This is a genomic window from Mycobacterium sp. 663a-19, assembly GCF_035616495.1.
In the GTDB taxonomy this organism is placed as follows: domain Bacteria; phylum Actinomycetota; class Actinomycetes; order Mycobacteriales; family Mycobacteriaceae; genus Mycobacterium.
Genome location: NZ_JAPJAV010000011.1, coordinates 153,284 through 170,433, shown reverse-complemented (window position 1 = coordinate 170,433; position 17,150 = coordinate 153,284). Strand labels below are relative to the sequence as shown.

Sequence of the window (17,150 nt, the reverse complement as noted above, 5' to 3'; positions counted from 1 at the left end):
ACGGGCTCAGGCCCAGCTGGACCCGACGGCGCTGTCGGTGCTGGCCATGTTGCTGCCGGCGGTCTGCACCTTCTGCCCGTGGGCGTTGGCCTGCTCGTAGATCACCTGGAAGTTGCGGCCCAACTGGGTGATGAACTCCTGGCAGGCCACCGAGCCGGCGCCACCCCAGAAGTCACCGGCGGCAATCACATCGCGCACGATGGCCTGGTGCTCGGCCTCCAGCGAGGCGGCCTGCGCGCGAATCAACGCGCCGTGGGCGTCGACATCGCCGAACTGGTAATTGATCGTCATATCGGTGTTCTCCCGCTAGTGGCTGAGGATCTGCTGCGAGGCCTGCTCTTGGGTCTCGTAGTTGTTGGCGTCGCGGATCAGCCCGTCGCGGACCCCGTGCAGCATGTTGACGATGTTGTTGAACGCCTGGTTCATCTGGCCCATGGTGTCGTAGGAGGTCGCCTGGGCCTGCCCACTCCAGCCGGCGCCGGCGATGTTCTGCGAGGACGCCCACATCTTGCGCGCCTCGTCGGCCACCGTCTGAGCGTGCATCTCAAAGCGGCCCGCCATGGCCCGCATCGCGTGCGGGTCGGTCATAAAACGTGCTGGCATTGGGTGTCTCCTTCTCGACTCGATGTGTTCAGCCAGATCGGCGGCTGTCTTGGGGCGTCAACCGGCCGCCGGAGAATGTGGCACCACACCCGTGATCCGCGGCACCTCGAAGCGGGGCTCGGCTTCGCCTTCCCACTCTTCTTCGGGCGCCGCCTCGGAATTGCGCGCGTCGGGGATCTTGTCGTCGGCATCGGCGCCCTCTTCGGGTTTCGGTGCCCAATGGTCGTAGTCGTCGGGGGGAACGGCCACGCCCCAACTCATCGGAACCGACAAGCGACCGAGCAGACCCGATTCACCCCGAAATGCCAACACCGCATCGTCCGGCAATGGCGAACCAAGAGGCAATAACACGATGCCCCCTTTCACACAAGCGCCTTTATCGTAAATCAGCCCCGACCTTGATATCGGGGATTGACCATTCCTATCCGGCCCCGGTCCGGGGTACGACGGTGGGCCGCGTCGGCACCACGTGAACGCCGCGGCCCGTCATCTTCTTGGGCACGCCGTTGGCGCCCACACCCACGGGCATCGGTGACACCGGTCCGGCGGTCGCGGGAGCGACCTCAGCGGCCTCGGCCAACGCGGCGCTGGGCAGCGCGGACATCGCCGGAGCGGCCAGGCGCATCGGCATCGCCCCCTGCCAGGTCGGCGGCACCGATATCGCGCCCACGAACCGCGCCTGACCGATCCCCGCGCCGACCGGCCCCAAACCGGTGGCGGCGCTACTCAGGGGATTCAGCTGGGGAGCAGGCGAACCGACGAACTGGGGGACATTGGACATCCCGGGGGTCACCGAGCTGACCAACCCCGCTCCGTTCGCGACGTTCGCGACCTGCGCCAGGCCCATCATCGGCGTCGCGACCATGCTCGCGGGGTATATCCCCGCCTGCGCCACCGACACCAAGGACGCCACCGGCACCGACAACGTCGCCGACAGCTGACCCACTGCGCTACTGAGGGCGGCGGGAATCCCCGCTATCAGGGTCTGGATCTGGCCGGCCACGCCCGCCAGGCCCCCGACCGGCAACAGGCCCGACAGGGAGGACACGATCGAGGAGAAGATGTTGCCCAGCCCCGCGCCGAGCCCCGCCAGGCCCACCGGGGGCGCGCTGAACGACGGCAATGTCGAGGCCACCGACATGGCCGAGGCGTGGTAACCGGTCATCGCGGCCACGTCGAGGGCCCACATCTCCAGGTACTCGAGCTCGGTCATCGCGATCGCCGGCGTGTTCTGACCCAGGAAGTTGGTGGCGATCAGGACCATCAACCTCAGCCGATTGGCCGTCACCGCGGACGGATGCACCGTGGCCAGCTGCGCCGTCTCAAACGCGGCCGCCGCCGCCAAGGCCTGCGCGGACGCGCCGGAGGCCTGTGCCGCCGCGGCGTTCAGCCACGCCACATACGGCACGGCCGCGGCCGCCATCGCCAGCGACGACGGGCCCGTCCACATTCCGCCGGTCAATCCCGAGATCACCGAGTCGAACGACGACGCCGCGCCCGCCAGATCCGCCGCCAACGCGTCCCACGCCGACGACGCCGCGAGCAACGGTCCCGGACCCGCGCCGGCGTACATCAGCGCCGAGTTGATCTCGGGAGGCAACCAGGGAAAGAACATCACAACCTCTACACACACCCGCCCGCGGCGACTAGACATGTGAAACCCGCCACAGTGATCCTAAGGCAATCCGGCGACAAAAGAGCCAGGCGGATTGGCGGATCAGCTGCCCTTGAGCCGCACCGCCAGGTAATCGGCGACGGCGTCCATGCCGATCCGCTCCTGTGTCATGTCGTCGCGCGCGCGCACGGTGACGGCGTTGTCCTCGAGCGAGTCGAAGTCCACCGTCACGCAGAAGGGCGTGCCGACCTCGTCCTGGCGCCGGTAGCGCCGCCCGATGGCGCCGGCGTCGTCGAACTCGATGTTCCAGCATTTCCGCAGCTCGGCGGCCAGGTCACGCGCCTTGGGGCTCAGGTCGGCGTGCCGCGACAGCGGCAGCACCGCGGCCTTGACCGGCGCCAACCGCGGGTCCAGCCGAAGCACGGTGCGCTTGTCCATCCCGCCCTTGGCGTTCGGAGCCTCGTCCTCGCTGTAGGAGTCGATCAAAAACGCCATGAACGACCGGCTCAGCCCGCCCGCGGGTTCGATGACGTACGGCGTGTACCGCGTGTCGGTGACCTGGTCGTAGAAAGAAAGGTCGGCGCCGGAGTGTTTTGCGTGCGTCGCCAGGTCGAAGTCGGTTCGGTTGGCCACGCCTTCCAGCTCGCCCCACGGATTGCCCTGAAATCCGAACTTGTATTCGATGTCGACGGTGCGGTCGGAATAATGCGACAGCTTGTCCTTGGGGTGCTCCCACAGCCGCAGATTGTCCGGATTCATGCCGAGGTCGACATACCACTGCAGGCGGGTGTCGATCCAATATTGATGCCATTCCGGGGCGGTCGACGGCTCGACGAAGAACTCCATCTCCATCTGCTCGAACTCGCGGGTCCGGAAGATGAAATTGCCGGGGGTGATCTCGTTGCGGAAGCTCTTGCCGATCTGGCCGATGCCGAACGGCGGCTTGCGCCGGGCGGTGGTCACCACGTTGGCGAAGTTGATGAAGATGCCCTGGGCGGTCTCGGGCCGCAGATAGTGCAGCCCCTCCTCGGTCTCGATGGGCCCGAGGTAGGTCTTGAGCATCATGTTGAACTCGCGCGGCTCGGTCCAGCGGCCGGGCTCGCCGGTCTCCGGGTCGCGGATGTCGGCCAGCCCGTTGGGCGGCGGATGCCCGTGCTTGGCCTCGTAGGCCTCGATGAGGTGGTCGGCGCGGTAGCGCTTGTGGGTGATCAGCGACTCGACCAGCGGGTCGTGGAACACCTCGACGTGGCCGGAGGCCACCCAGACCTGCCGCGGCAGGATGATCGACGTGTCGATTCCGACGACGTCGTCGCGGCCGGTGACCACGGACCGCCACCACTGCCGCTTGATGTTCTCCTTGAGCTCCACGCCCAGCGGGCCGTAGTCCCACGCCGATTTCGTGCCGCCGTAGATCTCGCCCGAGGGGTAGACGAAGCCACGCCGTTTGGCCAGGTTGACTACGGTGTCGATGACGGACGCCACGGGGCGGTGCACTCCCTTTCCGGGTCGGGGTCCGCACCGGCGGCGATCGACCGCCGTGCGCAAAACATCAGTCATGGTATCGACCAGCGCCGCGGTCTTTGACATGCGTCATCATGCATGTGACAGTGGAGGAAGCCCACGCCCGTCCGACGGCGGGCGCTGCTATGGCCCGAGACTTCTCGAGGTGATGACTCTCCGATGGTGATGTCCTCCTCAACGCCGACGGCGGCCGACCACCAGCACGACGCGGCCGGGTCGGGTGCGCACTCCGAATTCGCCGAATACCCCGTACCGCCGCCGCGGGAGATCCTGGACGCCGCCGGCGAGCTGCTGCGCGCGCTGGCCGCACCCGTGCGGATCGCCATCGTGTTGCAATTGCGCCAATCCCACCGCTGCGTGCACGAGCTGGTCGACGCACTGGGTGTGCCGCAGCCGCTGGTCAGCCAGCATCTGAAGATCCTCAAGGCGGCGGGCGTGGTCGCCGGGGAGCGATCCGGCCGCGAGGTGCTGTACCGGCTGGCCGACCACCACCTCGCGCACATCGTCGTCGACGCCGTCGCGCACGCGAGCGAGGACGCGGAGTGACAGGCGCGAGTGTCCGGTCGACCCGCCAGCGCGCCGCGATCTCCACGCTGTTGGAAACGCTCGACGACTTCCGCTCGGCGCAGGAATTGCACGACGAGCTGCGCCGCCGCGGGGACAACATCGGGCTGACGACCGTGTACCGGACGCTGCAGTCGATGGCGGCGGCGGGATTGGTCGACACCCTGCGCACCGACACCGGGGAGTCGGTCTACCGCCGGTGCTCGGAGCACCACCATCACCACCTGGTGTGCCGCAGCTGCGGTTCCACCATCGAGGTGGGCGACCACGAGGTCGAGGAGTGGGCCGCCCAGGTGGCCGCCAAGCACGGCTTCTCCGACGTCAGCCACACCATCGAGATCTTCGGCACCTGCTCCGAGTGCGGGTCATAGGCTGACCCGACGCGGCCCCCCACCGCGTCCCCGGAGAAAGTTCCGGAAAATGTGTCCGACACGCGTCCGCCGCGTGCTCCTACCCATGAGTGGCCCACGGGCCGAGATCCTCAAGGGAAGTGAGAACACGATGCGGGACCACCAAGCGCCCCACCTGCGGCCGGTACGCGACGTCGAGGCTCCGTCACTGCAATTCCGGACCATCCACGGCTACCGCCGCGCCTTCCGGATCGCGGGGTCCGGTCCGGCTCTGCTGCTGATCCACGGTGTCGGCGACAAATCCGCGTCATGGGGGCCGGTGCACGCCAAGCTTGCGCAACGGTTCACCGTCATCGCACCGGACCTGCTGGGCCACGGCGAGTCCGACAAACCACGAGCCGACTACTCGCTGGCCGCCTTCGCCAACGGCATGCGCGACCTGCTCACCGTGCTCGGCATCAACCGCGTCACCGTCGTCGGGCACTCGTTCGGTGGCGGCGTCGCGGCGCAATTCACCTATCAGTACCCCCAGATGGTGGAGCGCATCGTGCTGGTGAGCGCCGGCGGCGTCGCGCAGGACGTGAGCCTGGCGCTGCGGATGGCGGCGAGGCCGATGGGCGCCGAGGCGCTGGCCATGGTGCGCCTGCCGGGCGCGCTGCCCGTATTGCGAGTCTTTGGCCGCGCGGTTCAAACCCTCTTGGGTTCCACCAAGTTCGGGCGCGACGCCGTCGACACCGTGAACCTGCTCGAGGGCTTCCGGGACCCCGCCGCGCTGTCGGCGTTCGCGCGCACCCTGCGGTCGGTGGTGGACGGACGCGGCCAGTTCGTCACCATGCTGGATCGCAGCTATCTCGTGCAATCCGTTCCGGTGCAAATCATTTGGGGCGAAGACGACTTGATCATCCCGGTGGACCATGCCCACCAGGCGCACGCGGCGATGCCCGGTTCGCGCCTGGAGATCTTCAAAAACTCCGGGCACGTACCGCATCACGACGACCCGGATCGCTTCGTCGAGGTCGTCGAGCGGTTCATCGACTCCACCCGACCGGCCGATCACGACCCGGACCTGATGCGCTCGCTGTTGCGCACCGGCGCCCGCGACGCCGCCGGTTCCGTGGCCGTCGCGCTGACCGAATCCACCGCCTCCTAGCCCGTCAGCGTGCGACGTATCTGGGCGCCCGTGTCCAGCACCAGCAGGATCAGGGTTCGCAAGGCGTCGTCGGCCAGGCCCGCGCCGGGAAAGTTGTAGCGCAGCATCACATCCGCGGTCTTCGCCGCGCCCCTGCCGGAGTTGCGCCGCACCGCTTTTTCGCTGACCTTCTCGACGATGGTGACGTTGCCGAAGTTGCTCTCGCGCGCCTGCTTGGCCACCAGGTCGCTGACCTTCTTGGTCAGCGGCAGGTCCCACACCAGTATCTGGGTGAGCGACACCAGGTCGAGGCCCTCGGCGATGTTCACCACCCGCAGCGACGCGATGGTGCCGTCGTGGCGCACGGTCAGCGCGCCGTCGGGTTCGTCCTCGACGGGCAGCACGTCGCGGAGGATGACCGCCAGCCGCTCCTGCAGTGATGGCATCAGGCGCTCCCGAACCGTCGGTTGCGCGACGCGTATTCCTCGCAGGCCGCCCACAAGTCGCGCCGGTCGTAGTCGGGCCACAGCTTGTCCTGAAAGATGTACTCGGCGTAGGCGGCCTGCCACAACATGAAATTGCTGGACCGCTGCTCCCCCGACGTCCGCAGGAAAAGATCGACGTCGGGAATGTCGGGGCGCTGCAGGTGGCGGGCGATGGTCCCCTCGTCGATCCGCTCCGGGTTCAGTCTGCCCGCCGCCGCCAAACGCGCGATTTCCCTTGTCGCATCGGCGATTTCGGCGCGCCCGCCGTAGTTCACACAGTAGTTCACCGTGATGACGTCGTTGCCGCGCGTCATGGCCTCCGCGATCTCCAATTCGTTGATGACGCTGCGCCACAGGCGCGGCCGTGAGCCCACCCAGCGGATCCGGACCCCGATCGTGTTGAGGTTCACGCGGCGCATGCGCACCACGTCGCGGTTGAATCCCATCAGGAAGCGGACCTCCTCGGGGGAACGCTTCCAGTTCTCGGTGGAGAACGCATACAGGCTCAGCCACTTGATACCGAGTTCGATTGCACCGCAGACGATGTCGATGACGACGGCCTCGCCGGCCCGGTGGCCGTCGGTGCGGGCCAGCCCGCGCTGGGTGGCCCAGCGGCCGTTGCCGTCCATCACGATGGCGACGTGATTGGGCAATCGGTCGGCCGGGATCCGCGGCGCGGCCGCCTTCGAAACGTGCTGCGGGGGCCGGCACGGACCCCCGTCGGCGGGCGGCGGCAACTCCGGGAAGACGACCGGCCATGTCGATTTGTCGGGGAAGGTCGGGTAGTCGTCGGGGGCGGGGGGCAGCTGCGGGAAGTCGGTGGACTTCGGCTTGCGCTCGGCCTTTCGGCCGGATCCGGTGGCCCGGTACTTAACCACAGGCCTCATCCTGCCCGATCGGCGCCGCGCGCCGTTCGGCGATCTGATAGGTGCGCTCCACCAGCGGCAACGTCTTGAGCTGCCGTTCCAGGTGCCACTGCAGGTGCGCGGCGACCAGCCCGCTGGCATAGCTGCGATGGGATTGCGGCGCCGCCCCGGCGGCCTCCCAGTCGCCGTCGTGCAGCGCCGACATCAGGTCCAGCACCCCCAGCGGCGGCGTGCTGGAACCGGCCGGGCGGCACTGCGCGCAAACGCTGCCCCCGGCGGCGATGTGAAACGCCCGATGCGGACCGGGCGTGGCGCAGCGGGCGCACTCGGTCAGCGCCGGTGCCCACCCGGCGATGGCCATGGCGCGCAGCAGGTAGGCGTCCAATAGCAGGTCACGGGGGCGGTGCCCGTCGGCCACCGCCCGCAGCGCGCTCACCGTGAGCCGGTGCAGGGCCGGGGCAGGCGCGCGCTCCTCGCCGGCGAGGCGCTCGGCGGTTTCCAGCATCGCGCATCCGCAGGTGTAGCGGCCGTAGTCGCTGACGATGTCGGTGGCGAACGCGTCGATCGAAACGACCTGGGTGACGATGTCGAGGTTGCGCCCGGGGTGCAGTTGCGCATCGATGTGCGCGAACGGCTCCAGCCGCGCGCCGAATTTGCTGCGGGTGCGGCGGACGCCCTTGGCCACCGCGCGGACCAGCCCGTGGTCGCGGGTCAACAGGGTCACGATCCGGTCGGCTTCGCCGAGCTTGTGCTGGCGCAGCACAACAGCCCGGTCTCGATATAGCCGCATCACAATAGTTTTGCACCCCGCCGCGACATTGCGGGTATCCGCGCCGTTAGTCTCGTACCCCGTGGTCGGCGCTTCTGGGTCCCTTTCCGGGTCCGCTTCGGGGTCTCGCAGCCAGCGCCTGCCAACGCTGACCGACCTGCTCTATCAGCTTGCCAGCCGCTCGGTGACGTCCGTCACATTGGTGCGCCGCTCGCTGCAGGCCATCGAGCAGAGCCAGCCCACCCTGAACGCGTTCCGCGTGGTGCTCACCGAGTCGGCGCTGGCCGACGCCGCCGAGGCCGACCGGCGGCGGGCCGCCGGCGACACGGCCCCGCTGCTGGGCGTCCCGATCGCGGTCAAGGACGACGTCGACGTTGCTGGAGTGCCCACCGCGTTCGGCACCGAGGGGTACGTCCCGCCGGCCACCCAGGACGCCGAGGTGGTCCGCCGCCTGAGGGCGGCCGGCGCGGTGATCGTCGGCAAGACCAACACCTGCGAGTTGGGCCAATGGCCGTTCACCAGCGGACCCGGTTTCGGGCACACCCGCAACCCGTGGTCGCGCCGGCACACCCCGGGCGGGTCGTCCGGCGGCAGCGCCGCCGCGGTGGCGGCGGGTCTGGTCACCGCGGCCATCGGCTCCGACGGGGCGGGCAGCGTCCGGATCCCGGCCGCGTGGACGCACCTGGTGGGCATCAAGCCGCAGCGCGGTCGGATCTCCACCTGGCCGCTGCCGGAGGCTTTCAACGGCATCACGGTCAACGGCGTGCTGGCGCGCACGGTGGCCGACGCCGCGCTGGTGCTCGACGCCGCGTCCGGCAATGTCGAGGGCGACCGGCACAAGCCGCCCCCGATCAAGGCATCCGACTATGTCGGGATCGCGCCCGGCCCGCTGAACATCGCGCTGTCAACCCGCTTCCCGTACACGGGTTTTCGGCCCAAGCTGCATCCCGAGATCCTGGCTGCGACGCGTGCTGTGGGCAAGCAGCTGGAACTGCTCGGCCACACCCTGGTGACCGGAAACCCGGACTACGGGGTGCGGTTGTCGTGGGACTTCCTCGCCAGATCTACTGCGGGCCTTCGGGAATGGGAAGAGCGGTTGGGCGACGGCGTCATCTGGGATCCCCGCACGCTGTCCAATCTGCGCGTGGGCCATGTGATGGGTGAGGCGATCCTGCGCAGCGCGCTCCGGCATGAGGCCGCCGACCAGCGTCGGGTGGGTTCGATCTTCGACATCGTCGACGTGGTGCTGGCGCCGACGACCGCGCAGCCACCCCCGCTGGCGCGCGCCTTCGACCGGTTGAGCGGCTTCGGCACCGACCGCGCGATGATCGCCGCGTGCCCGCTGACATGGCCGTGGAATGTGTTGGGCTGGCCGTCGATCAACGTGCCGGCGGGGTTCACCTCCGACGGCCTGCCCATCGGCGTGCAGCTGATGGGGCCGGCCAACAGCGAGGGCATGCTGATCTCGCTGGCCGCCGAGCTGGAGGCGGTCTGCGGCTGGGCGAGCAAGCAGCCGGTGCCGTGGTGGCAGCACGGCATCGAGTCCGTACACGATTGACGGACGCTAAAATCCCAGCCGGCCAAGCTGTTTCGGGTCGCTCTGCCAGTTCTTGGCGACCTTGACCCGCAAGTCCAGGTAGATCTTGGTCCCGAGCAGCTTTTCGATCTGAGCGCGCGCCGCGGTGCCCACTTCCCGCAGCCGGGCGCCGCCCTTGCCGATGACGATGCCCTTCTGGCTGTCCCGCTCGACGTAGAGGATCGCGTGCACGTCGATCAGATCGTCCCGGTCCTCGCGCGGGTTGACCTCGTCGATCACCACCGCCAGCGAGTGCGGCAGCTCGTCGCGCACTCCCTCGAGGGCGGCCTCGCGGATGAGCTCGGCCATCAGCATCTCTTCGGGTTCGTCGGTCAGCTCGCCGTCGGGGTAGTAGGCCGGGCCGGGCGGCAGCGCCGCGGCCAGCACGTCGATCAGCACGTCGACCTGGGCGCCGGTCACCGCCGACACCGGCACGATCTCGGCCGGGTTGTCCAGGTCCTTCACCAGCTCGCTGACCGCCACCAGTTGGGCGGCGACCCGGTCCCTGGGCACCTTGTCGATCTTGGTGACGATGACGACCAGCGTGGTCTTGGGCGCGACCGAACGGATCTGGTCGACGATCCAGCGGTCGCCCGGGCCGATCCCCTCGTCGGCCGGGATGCACAGCCCGATGACGTCGACCTCGGAGTAGGTGTCGCGGACCAGGTCGTTGAGTCGCTTGCCCAGCAGCGTGCGCGGCCGATGCAGGCCGGGGGTGTCGACCAGGATGATCTGGAAGTTCTCCCGGTGCACGATTCCGCGGATGGTGTGGCGGGTGGTCTGTGGCCGCTTCGAGGTGATCGCCACCTTGGTGCCGACCAGCGCGTTCGTCAGCGTCGACTTGCCGGTGTTCGGCCTGCCCACCAAACAGACGAAGCCGGAACGGAATTCAGCCATGCCTGCCCGCCGCGGGGGCTGCCGCCGAGACGTTCGGCGTCACGTCGGGACCCCGTCGCGGTCGGTGAGGATGACCACCGCCGTCGGGGACAGCTCGCGCACCGAGGCAATGCCCGGGTCGTCGGCGGATGCGGCCACCAGCACGGCGGCCTCCAGGCCGGTCGCCCCGCTGGACACCGCGGCGGCCACCGCCGCCTGCAGCCCGGTCAGCCGCAACGTCGAAAGGTTCACCGGCGCGGCCGCATACGTGCGGCCATCGACATCGCGCACGGCGGCGCCGCTGTCGGCGTCGGCGCGGGCCATCGCGGCCCGCGCCAGCACCACCAGCTTGGCGTCCTCGGCGTCCAGTTGCTCAGCCATCATGATCGCCTCCCTGCTCGACGGGCTCGGCCGGGCTCAGCAGCACGGTGTTGATCCGCACCCGCCCGCGATGGTCGGGACCGCCCTCGGCGCGCAGCCGCAGGCCGTGCGTGACCACCTCGGCGCCCGGCAGCGGGACCCGGCCCAATTCCAGGGCCAGCAGGCCGCCCACGGTGTCGACGTCGAGGTCGTCGTCGAATTCCACTCCGTACAGTTCGCCGACGTCCTCGATCGGCAGCCGCGAGGAGACTCGAAAACGCTTGTCGCCCAGGTCTTCTATGGGCGCCGTCTCTTCCTGGTCGTACTCGTCGGCGATCTCGCCGACGATTTCCTCCAGCACGTCCTCGATGCTGACCAGGCCGGCTATCGCGCCGTACTCGTCGACCAGAAGCGCCATGTGGTTGCGGTCGCGCTGCATTTCCCGCAGCAGCGCATCCAGTGGCTTGGAGTCCGGCACGAACACCGCGGGGCGCATCACCTGCGACACTTTGGTGTCCCGTCCGCCGTCGGGAGACAAAACCGTCTGCTGGACAAGGTCTTTCAGGTACACCACCCCGACGATGTCGTCGACGTTCTCGCCGATCACCGGGATGCGGGAATGCCCGCTGCGCACCGCCAGGTTGATGGCTTGGCTGGCGAACTTGTCGCTTTCGATCCAGATCATCTCGGTGCGCGGCACCATCACCTCGCGCGCGGGGGTGTCGCCGAGTTCGAAGACCGACTGGATCATCCGCCGCTCGTCGGCCGCGACCACGCCGCGCTGCTGGGCGAGGTCGACGACCTCGCGCAGCTCGATCTCGGACGCGAACGGCCCGTTGCGCAGGCCGCGGCCCGGGGTGAGCGCATTACCCACGACCACCAGCAACCGGCTGAGCGGCATCAGCAGCCACGAAAGCGCCTGCAGCGGAAGGGCCGTCGCTAACGAAATGGAGTACGCGTGCTGGCGGCCGAGGGTGCGCGGGCCCACGCCGATGACGACGAAGCTGGTCAGCACCATGGTGGTTGCGGCGCCGAACAGCGCCCACTTGATGCCGAAGTTGTCGTAGAGGAACACCACCAGCAGCACGGTCGCCGTGATCTCGCAGATGATCCGCAGCAGGACGACCAGGTTGATGTAGCGCGGCCGCTCGGACATCACCTTGAAAAGCGCGCCCGCGCCGGGCCGCTCGTCGCGCACCAGCTCCTGCACGCGGGCCAGGGATACCGTGCTGATCGCGGCGTCGATCGCCGCGAAGAGTCCGCCCAGCGCGATCAGCGCGATCGCGCCGAGCAGCTGGGACACACCGGTCAATTGTCGAAATACCTTGACTTGTCCAGCAACCGACGGTCCCGTTCCTCCTGACGGTCCTGCTGGTAGGCCTCGACCTGTTCGGCGACCCACTCCTCGAGCAGCCGCTCCTGCAGGGCGAACATCTCTTTTTCTTCGTGGGGTTCGCCGTGGTCGTAGCCGAGCAGGTGCAGCACGCCGTGGATGGTCAGCAGCGCCAACTCATGTCCGAGGCTGTGGCCGGCCGCGGCCGCCTGCTCGGCAGCGAATTCCGGGCACAGCACGATGTCGCCCAGCATCGACGGCCCCGGCTCGGGGGCGTCGGGGCGGCCACCGGGCTCGAGCTCGTCCATCGGGAAGCTCATCACGTCGGTCGGTCCGGGCAGGTCCATCCAGCGCATGTGCAGGTCGGCCATCGCCGCGGTGTCCAGCAGCACCATCGACAGCTCCGCGCTCGGGTTGACGTCCATCTTGGCGATGACAAACCGGGCGACGCTGACCAACTCGGCCTCGGAGACGTCGATGCCCGACTCGTTGGATACCTCGATGCTCATGGGACCATCACCGGCGATTGCGGCCACCGGAAGCCCGCCGGGCCGCCCGATTCATACCCAGGCCAGGTTCCTCGGATTTCGCGTAGGCGTCGACGATTTCGGAGACCAGCCGGTGACGCACCACGTCGACACTGGTGAGCTCGGCGAAGTAGATGTCATCGATGCCCGCGAGGATGTCGACGGCGGCGCGCAGCCCGGACCGAGCGCCGCCCGGCAAGTCGATCTGCGTAACGTCGCCGGTGACAACGACTTTGGACCCGAATCCCAGCCGGGTGAGGAACATCTTCATCTGCTCGGCGGTGGTGTTCTGCGCCTCGTCGAGAATGATGAACGCATCATTCAAGGTCCGCCCACGCATAAATGCCAGTGGCACAACCTCAATCACGCCGGAGGCTATCAGTTTGGGGATCAGCTCGGCGTCCATCATGTCGTAGAGCGCGTCATACAGCGGGCGCAGATACGGATCGATCTTTTCGCTCAGCGTGCCCGGCAGAAAGCCGAGGCGCTCGCCGGCTTCCACCGCCGGGCGGGTCAGGATGATCCGGCTCACCTGCTTGGTCTGCAGCGCGTTGACCGCCTTGGCCATGGCCAGATAGGTCTTCCCGGTGCCCGCCGGCCCGATCCCGAAGACGATGGTGTTGGCATCGATGGCGTCGACGTAACGCTTCTGGTTGAGCGTCTTGGGACGGATCGTCTTACCGCGGCGCGACAGGATGTCCAGCGTGAGCACTTCGGCCGGTGATTCATTGCCGGTGCCGACCAGCATGGCGACGCTGTGCCGCACCACCTCTGGCGTCATCGGCTGGCCGCTTCCCACGATCGCGACCAGCTCGGAGATCACCCGCTCGGCCAGCGCGACGTCGGCCGGCTCACCCGAGAGCGTGACGGTGTTGCCGCGCACATGCAGGTCGGCGTTGAGCATGCGTTCCAGAGCACGCAGGTTCTCGTCGGCCGAACCAAGCAAGCCCACGACGAGATCGGGCGGTACATCGATGCTGCTGCGAACCTGAGCGTCGGGCTGCAAGGCCCCAGTTGCGTCAGCGGCGCTGGTGTCGCGTGGCGTCACGTGGTTTCCGATGCCTGCTTCCTCGGCTTCTCAGGGGTTTGCTCAGCTGACTCAGTCTACGCCGGGGGCCCCTCGATGGTCAGCCTTCTAGTCACCGTCGCTTGTGCTAAGGGCCCGGATCAACCGATCGATGACCGCGCCGGCATCCCGGCGTGCCGTGTCATGATCCTCCGCCCTCGCCACGTAGAGAGTCGCCTCACGCATGGCGCCAAGCATCGTCAGCGCGGTCGCCTCGATTGGTTGCGGCGGGATGCGGCCGGCCACGATGGCGCTGGAGAGCAGCGCCTGCACCAACCCGATGTTGTAGCGGTTGCCGATCTCGGTCCACCGCGTCCAGCCGAGCACCGCCGGCGCGTCCACCAGCGCGATGCGCTGGATTTCGGGATCGGAGCAGGCGTCCAGCCAGAAAGCGGCGCCCAATCGCATGACCTCTATGGCGTCGGTTTCGCCAGCCGCTGCGATGGCCTCGCCCATGCGCGCGGCGACCTCCGCCTCGACTTGCTCGAACACCGTCGCGAACAGCTCGGTCTTGTCCGCGAAGTGATGGTAGAGCGCGCCGCGGGTCACGCCCGCCGATCGCACGATCGCCTCCAGAGCCACCTCCGAGAAACCGTGGGCCGCGAACAACGGCCGCGCCGCGGCCACCAGCGCCTCCCGTGTCTCCGCGGAGCGCTCCGCCTGGGTGCGGCGATCGTCGTTCAAAGCAGTTGCCTTTCATACATACTGTATGTAGGTTCATACATACTGTATGAATCCCGCCCTCAAGATAGCAGCGGGAAGACCCAACCACGGAAAGGGACACGGTGACATGAGCTCAGCGATACAGGCCGTCGAGGCGGACCGCGCGGCGTTGCTGGCGATTTTTCCGCTCCTCGGAGAATCCGACTGGGCCCGGGCAAGCGGGTGCCCTGGCTGGTCGGTGCGGGACGTCGTGTCCCATATGGCGTGCAGTTTCTGGCTGGCCGTCGACCCGTCGCAGTTACCCGATCCCGACGGCCTGCCTGCGGAGCGGGCAGCGGACCTGTACGTCGAGTCGCGCCGGTCCATGACCTCCCGGGAAATCGTCGACGATTACGAGTCGGTCAGCTTGAAGGGCCTCGAGGTCCTTGCCGCGGCGGAGGGCCAAGACTTCGAGGTGCCGCTCGGCGATGTCGGAACCTATCCCGCATCGGTGATACCGACGGCGTTCGCCTTCGAACATTACGTGCACATCAGGCACGACCTATTGCGGCCGCATGGCCCGCTGCAGGCGGAGCCCCCGGCGTCCGACGGATTGCGGCTGGAGCCAACCGTCGACTGGATCGAGGCGGCGCTGCCCCAGCAGAACGCTGCCCTGCTCGCGCGCATCGGTGGCGCGGTCGAGGTTCGCCTGACCGGAGGCTGCACGCGCACACTGCGCTTCGGGGGTGGGGACGTGACCGCCCAAATCACTTCCGACGCCGACGCATTCGTCCGGTGGGTCAGTCAACGCGGAACGTGGGAAGCCCTCGGTGTGCAAGCGGAGGGGGACCGAGCGAACCTCGAGATCGTGCGCCAGCTCAGCGTTTTCTGAAGCGGCGCCGCCGAGGCGTCATCGGCCGCCGTCCAAACCGGCAGCGTCCCACCGCGGGGTGAGCACGCCCAGCGCGCCCAGCCCCACCGCGGCCGCGCTCGACGTCCGCAGCACCTGCGGGCCCAGTCGGACCGCCACCGCGCCCGCGTCGGTCAGCTCCGCGAGCTCGTCGGGCGCGATGCCGCCCTCCGGTCCGACCACCAGCAGGATCGAATTCGCTTGCGCCACAGCGACATCCGCGAGCCGATCGGTCGCGGACTCGTGCAACGCCAACGCCGTCGCGCCGGCCGCCACCTCGTCGCGGATCCGACGGGCCAGCGCCGCGGTGGACAGCACGCCGTCGACGGACGGGATGTGCGCCCGACGGGATTGCCGGGCCGCCGACCGGGCGACGGCACGCCACCGGCGCAGGCCCTTGTCGACCCGAACCCCCTGCCAGCTCGCCACACAGCGCGCCGCCTGCCAGGCCACGAACGCGTCGGCGCCGGCCTCGGTGGCCAATTCGATCGCCAGCTCCGAGCGCTCGGACTTGGGCAGCGCCTGCACCACCGTCACCGGCGGCCGCCCCGGCGCCACGCTCCAGCGGTCCAGCACCCGGGCGCGCAGGCCGTCGCGCCTCGCGTCTTCGACCACGCAGCGGGCCAGGCCACCGGCCCCGTCGCCGAGGACCAGCTGCTCGCCTGGACGGGTCCGGCGCACGGTGGCGGCGTGAAATCCCTCGTCACCGTCGACGACGGCCAGCGCGCCGGCGTCAGGCAGTGCGTCGATGTAGAACAGCGTCGCCACCATGTGCGCGGTCCGTGGAGCTGCGGCTAGCGCCCGGTGAACGTCTCGCGCAGCCGGCTGAACAACCCGCCGCCGCCGTGCGTCGAACGGACCTCGGCCACGTCGCGGCCGCGGCGGTTCTTGAACTCGCGCAGCAGCTCGGTGTCCTGGTGGTCCAGCCGGGTCGGAACGACCACCTCGACATGGACCTGCAGATCGCCGCGGGTGCCCGAGCGCAGGTGCGGCATCCCGTGGCCGCGCAGCGTGATGACCGAACCCGGTTGCGTGCCAGGCGGAATGGTGATCTCGCTCATGCCGTCGAGGATGGCGTCGAAGGTGACGGTGGTGCCCAGCGCCGCGTCGACCATCGGCACCGAAATCGTGCAGTGCAGGTCGTCGCCGTCGCGGACGAAGATGTCGTGGGCCTGCTCGTGGACCTCGACGTACAGGTCCCCGGCCGGCCCTCCCCCGGGCCCGACCTCACCCTGAGAGGCGAGCCGGACCCGCATGCCCTCGCCGACGCCCGCGGGGATCTTGACGCTGATGTCCCGGCGGGCGCGCACCCGGCCGTCGCCCATGCACTGGTGGCACGGGTCGGGAATGACCACCCCGACGCCGCGACAGGTGGGACACGGCCGCGCCGTCACCATCTGGCCCAGCAGCGAACGCTGCACCGTCTGCACCTCGCCGCGGCCCCCGCAGGTGTCGCAGGGAATCGGCGCGGAATCGCCGTGGGTGCCCTTGCCCTGGCAGCGGTCGCACAACACCGCGGTGTCGACGGTGACCTGCTTGGTCACGCCGGTCGCACACTCTTCGAGGTCCAACCGCATCCGCAGCAGCGAGTCCGACCCGGGCCGAACCCGGCCCATCGGACCCCGTGACGTCGCACCACCGGTGAACCCGCCGCCGAAGAAGGCCTCGAAGACGTCGCCCAGGCCGCCGAAGCCGCCGAACCCTCCGGCCGACGCGGCCGCGTTCTCCAGCGGATCCCCGCCCAGGTCGACGATCCGGCGCTTCTCCGGATCGCTCAGCACCTCGTAGGCGACGCTGATCTCCTTGAATTTCGCCTGCGCGGCCTCATCGGGGTTGACGTCGGGATGCAGTTCGCGCGCCAGCTTGCGGTACGCGCGCTTGATGTCCGCATCGCTGGCGTTTCTGCTCACGCCGAGCAGCCCGTAGTAGTCGCGTGCCACGCCTGACCTTTCTTAGGC

21 protein-coding genes are annotated in these 17,150 nt (G+C 68.7%); 5 read left to right on the top strand and 16 right to left on the bottom strand.

The features are described from left to right. Nucleotides 1–6 precede the first annotated feature (6 nt). The 5 genes from OQ968_RS19670 to OQ968_RS19650 all read right to left on the bottom strand — a co-directional run bounded on the left by OQ968_RS19670 (nucleotide 7) and on the right by OQ968_RS19650 (nucleotide 3,712). Nucleotides 7–291 carry a WXG100 family type VII secretion target gene (locus tag OQ968_RS19670; RefSeq protein WP_324680932.1) on the bottom strand — a complete coding sequence of 95 codons (285 nt, stop codon included), beginning with the start codon at nucleotides 289–291 and terminating at the stop codon, nucleotides 7–9. 15 nt (nucleotides 292–306) lie between these two features. Continuing rightward, nucleotides 307–603 (bottom strand): WXG100 family type VII secretion target, encoded by a 297-nt coding sequence (locus OQ968_RS19665; protein WP_324674753.1) that lies wholly within the window; start codon nucleotides 601–603, stop codon nucleotides 307–309. 57 nt (nucleotides 604–660) lie between these two features. Then, a complete protein-coding gene (locus OQ968_RS19660) occupies nucleotides 661–888 on the bottom strand; it encodes a hypothetical protein (RefSeq protein ID WP_420715961.1) in 228 nt (75 codons plus the stop codon). 136 nt (nucleotides 889–1,024) lie between these two features. Beyond that, the gene (locus OQ968_RS19655; protein WP_324680930.1) at nucleotides 1,025–2,218 is read right to left on the bottom strand and encodes a PPE family protein; all 1,194 of its coding nucleotides are present in this window, start codon (nucleotides 2,216–2,218) and stop codon (nucleotides 1,025–1,027) included. A 102-nt stretch (nucleotides 2,219–2,320) separates the two neighbouring features. Next, nucleotides 2,321–3,712, bottom strand: a complete 1,392-nt coding sequence (locus tag OQ968_RS19650) for a glycine--tRNA ligase (protein ID WP_324680928.1) — start codon at nucleotides 3,710–3,712, stop codon at nucleotides 2,321–2,323. A gap of 186 nt (nucleotides 3,713–3,898) precedes the next feature. Between OQ968_RS19650 and OQ968_RS19645 the strand changes: the two genes are divergently transcribed. From OQ968_RS19645 to OQ968_RS19635, 3 genes are all read left to right on the top strand, one after another. After that, entirely contained in the window at nucleotides 3,899–4,285 is a 387-nt protein-coding gene (locus OQ968_RS19645) for a metalloregulator ArsR/SmtB family transcription factor (RefSeq protein ID WP_324680926.1), read from the top strand. Beyond that, nucleotides 4,282–4,674, top strand: coding sequence for a Fur family transcriptional regulator (locus tag OQ968_RS19640; RefSeq protein WP_324680924.1), 393 nt, complete (start codon nucleotides 4,282–4,284; stop codon nucleotides 4,672–4,674). The genes OQ968_RS19645 and OQ968_RS19640 overlap by 4 nt, the downstream gene beginning before the upstream one ends. Before the next feature lie 130 nt (nucleotides 4,675–4,804). Further along, nucleotides 4,805–5,803 (top strand): alpha/beta hydrolase, encoded by a 999-nt coding sequence (locus tag OQ968_RS19635; RefSeq protein WP_324680973.1) that lies wholly within the window; start codon nucleotides 4,805–4,807, stop codon nucleotides 5,801–5,803. On the opposite strand, the gene OQ968_RS19630 is transcribed toward OQ968_RS19635, so the two are convergent. The 3 genes from OQ968_RS19630 to recO are packed head-to-tail and all read right to left on the bottom strand — an operon-like array spanning nucleotide 5,800 to nucleotide 7,923. After that, nucleotides 5,800–6,228 (bottom strand): hypothetical protein, encoded by a 429-nt coding sequence (locus OQ968_RS19630; RefSeq protein ID WP_324680922.1) that lies wholly within the window; start codon nucleotides 6,226–6,228, stop codon nucleotides 5,800–5,802. The genes OQ968_RS19635 and OQ968_RS19630 overlap by 4 nt on opposite strands. After that, the gene (locus OQ968_RS19625; protein WP_420715957.1) at nucleotides 6,228–7,145 is read right to left on the bottom strand and encodes a decaprenyl diphosphate synthase; all 918 of its coding nucleotides are present in this window, start codon (nucleotides 7,143–7,145) and stop codon (nucleotides 6,228–6,230) included. The genes OQ968_RS19630 and OQ968_RS19625 overlap by 1 nt, the downstream gene beginning before the upstream one ends. Further along, a complete protein-coding gene (gene recO, locus OQ968_RS19620; protein ID WP_324680918.1) occupies nucleotides 7,138–7,923 on the bottom strand; it encodes a DNA repair protein RecO in 786 nt (261 codons plus the stop codon). Before recO ends, OQ968_RS19625 begins: the two co-directional genes overlap by 8 nt. Before the next feature lie 61 nt (nucleotides 7,924–7,984). Here recO and OQ968_RS19615 point away from each other — a divergent pair, with 61 nt between their 5' ends. After that, a complete protein-coding gene (locus tag OQ968_RS19615; protein WP_324680916.1) occupies nucleotides 7,985–9,460 on the top strand; it encodes an amidase in 1,476 nt (491 codons plus the stop codon). A 6-nt stretch (nucleotides 9,461–9,466) separates the two neighbouring features. Here OQ968_RS19615 and era read toward each other — a convergent pair whose 3' ends face one another. The 6 genes from era to OQ968_RS19585 form a co-directional block, all read right to left on the bottom strand. Further along, complete coding sequence (era, locus tag OQ968_RS19610; RefSeq protein WP_324680914.1) at nucleotides 9,467–10,375, bottom strand: GTPase Era; 909 nt, start codon at nucleotides 10,373–10,375, stop codon at nucleotides 9,467–9,469. 39 nt (nucleotides 10,376–10,414) lie between these two features. Continuing rightward, nucleotides 10,415–10,738, bottom strand: a complete 324-nt coding sequence (locus OQ968_RS19605; protein ID WP_324680911.1) for a cytidine deaminase — start codon at nucleotides 10,736–10,738, stop codon at nucleotides 10,415–10,417. Next, entirely contained in the window at nucleotides 10,728–12,026 is a 1,299-nt protein-coding gene (locus OQ968_RS19600; protein ID WP_324680910.1) for a hemolysin family protein, read from the bottom strand. Before OQ968_RS19600 ends, OQ968_RS19605 begins: the two co-directional genes overlap by 11 nt. Then, nucleotides 12,023–12,556, bottom strand: coding sequence for an rRNA maturation RNase YbeY (ybeY, locus tag OQ968_RS19595; protein WP_324680908.1), 534 nt, complete (start codon nucleotides 12,554–12,556; stop codon nucleotides 12,023–12,025). The genes OQ968_RS19600 and ybeY overlap by 4 nt, the downstream gene beginning before the upstream one ends. A 7-nt stretch (nucleotides 12,557–12,563) precedes the next feature. Next, on the bottom strand, nucleotides 12,564–13,622 hold the full coding sequence (locus tag OQ968_RS19590; RefSeq protein WP_324680906.1) for a PhoH family protein: 1,059 nt from the start codon (nucleotides 13,620–13,622) through the stop codon (nucleotides 12,564–12,566). An 87-nt stretch (nucleotides 13,623–13,709) separates the two neighbouring features. Further along, nucleotides 13,710–14,324: a TetR/AcrR family transcriptional regulator gene (locus OQ968_RS19585; RefSeq protein WP_324680903.1), complete on the bottom strand. Its 615-nt coding sequence runs from the start codon at nucleotides 14,322–14,324 to the stop codon at nucleotides 13,710–13,712. 106 nt (nucleotides 14,325–14,430) lie between these two features. Between OQ968_RS19585 and OQ968_RS19580 the strand changes: the two genes are divergently transcribed. After that, a complete protein-coding gene (locus OQ968_RS19580) occupies nucleotides 14,431–15,174 on the top strand; it encodes a maleylpyruvate isomerase family mycothiol-dependent enzyme (RefSeq protein WP_324680901.1) in 744 nt (247 codons plus the stop codon). A gap of 18 nt (nucleotides 15,175–15,192) precedes the next feature. Here OQ968_RS19580 and OQ968_RS19575 read toward each other — a convergent pair whose 3' ends face one another. Both OQ968_RS19575 and dnaJ read right to left on the bottom strand, forming a co-directional pair. Next, nucleotides 15,193–15,963, bottom strand: coding sequence for a 16S rRNA (uracil(1498)-N(3))-methyltransferase (locus OQ968_RS19575; RefSeq protein ID WP_324680899.1), 771 nt, complete (start codon nucleotides 15,961–15,963; stop codon nucleotides 15,193–15,195). 23 nt (nucleotides 15,964–15,986) lie between these two features. After that, on the bottom strand, nucleotides 15,987–17,132 hold the full coding sequence (gene dnaJ, locus OQ968_RS19570; RefSeq protein WP_324680897.1) for a molecular chaperone DnaJ: 1,146 nt from the start codon (nucleotides 17,130–17,132) through the stop codon (nucleotides 15,987–15,989). Nucleotides 17,133–17,150 lie beyond the last annotated feature (18 nt).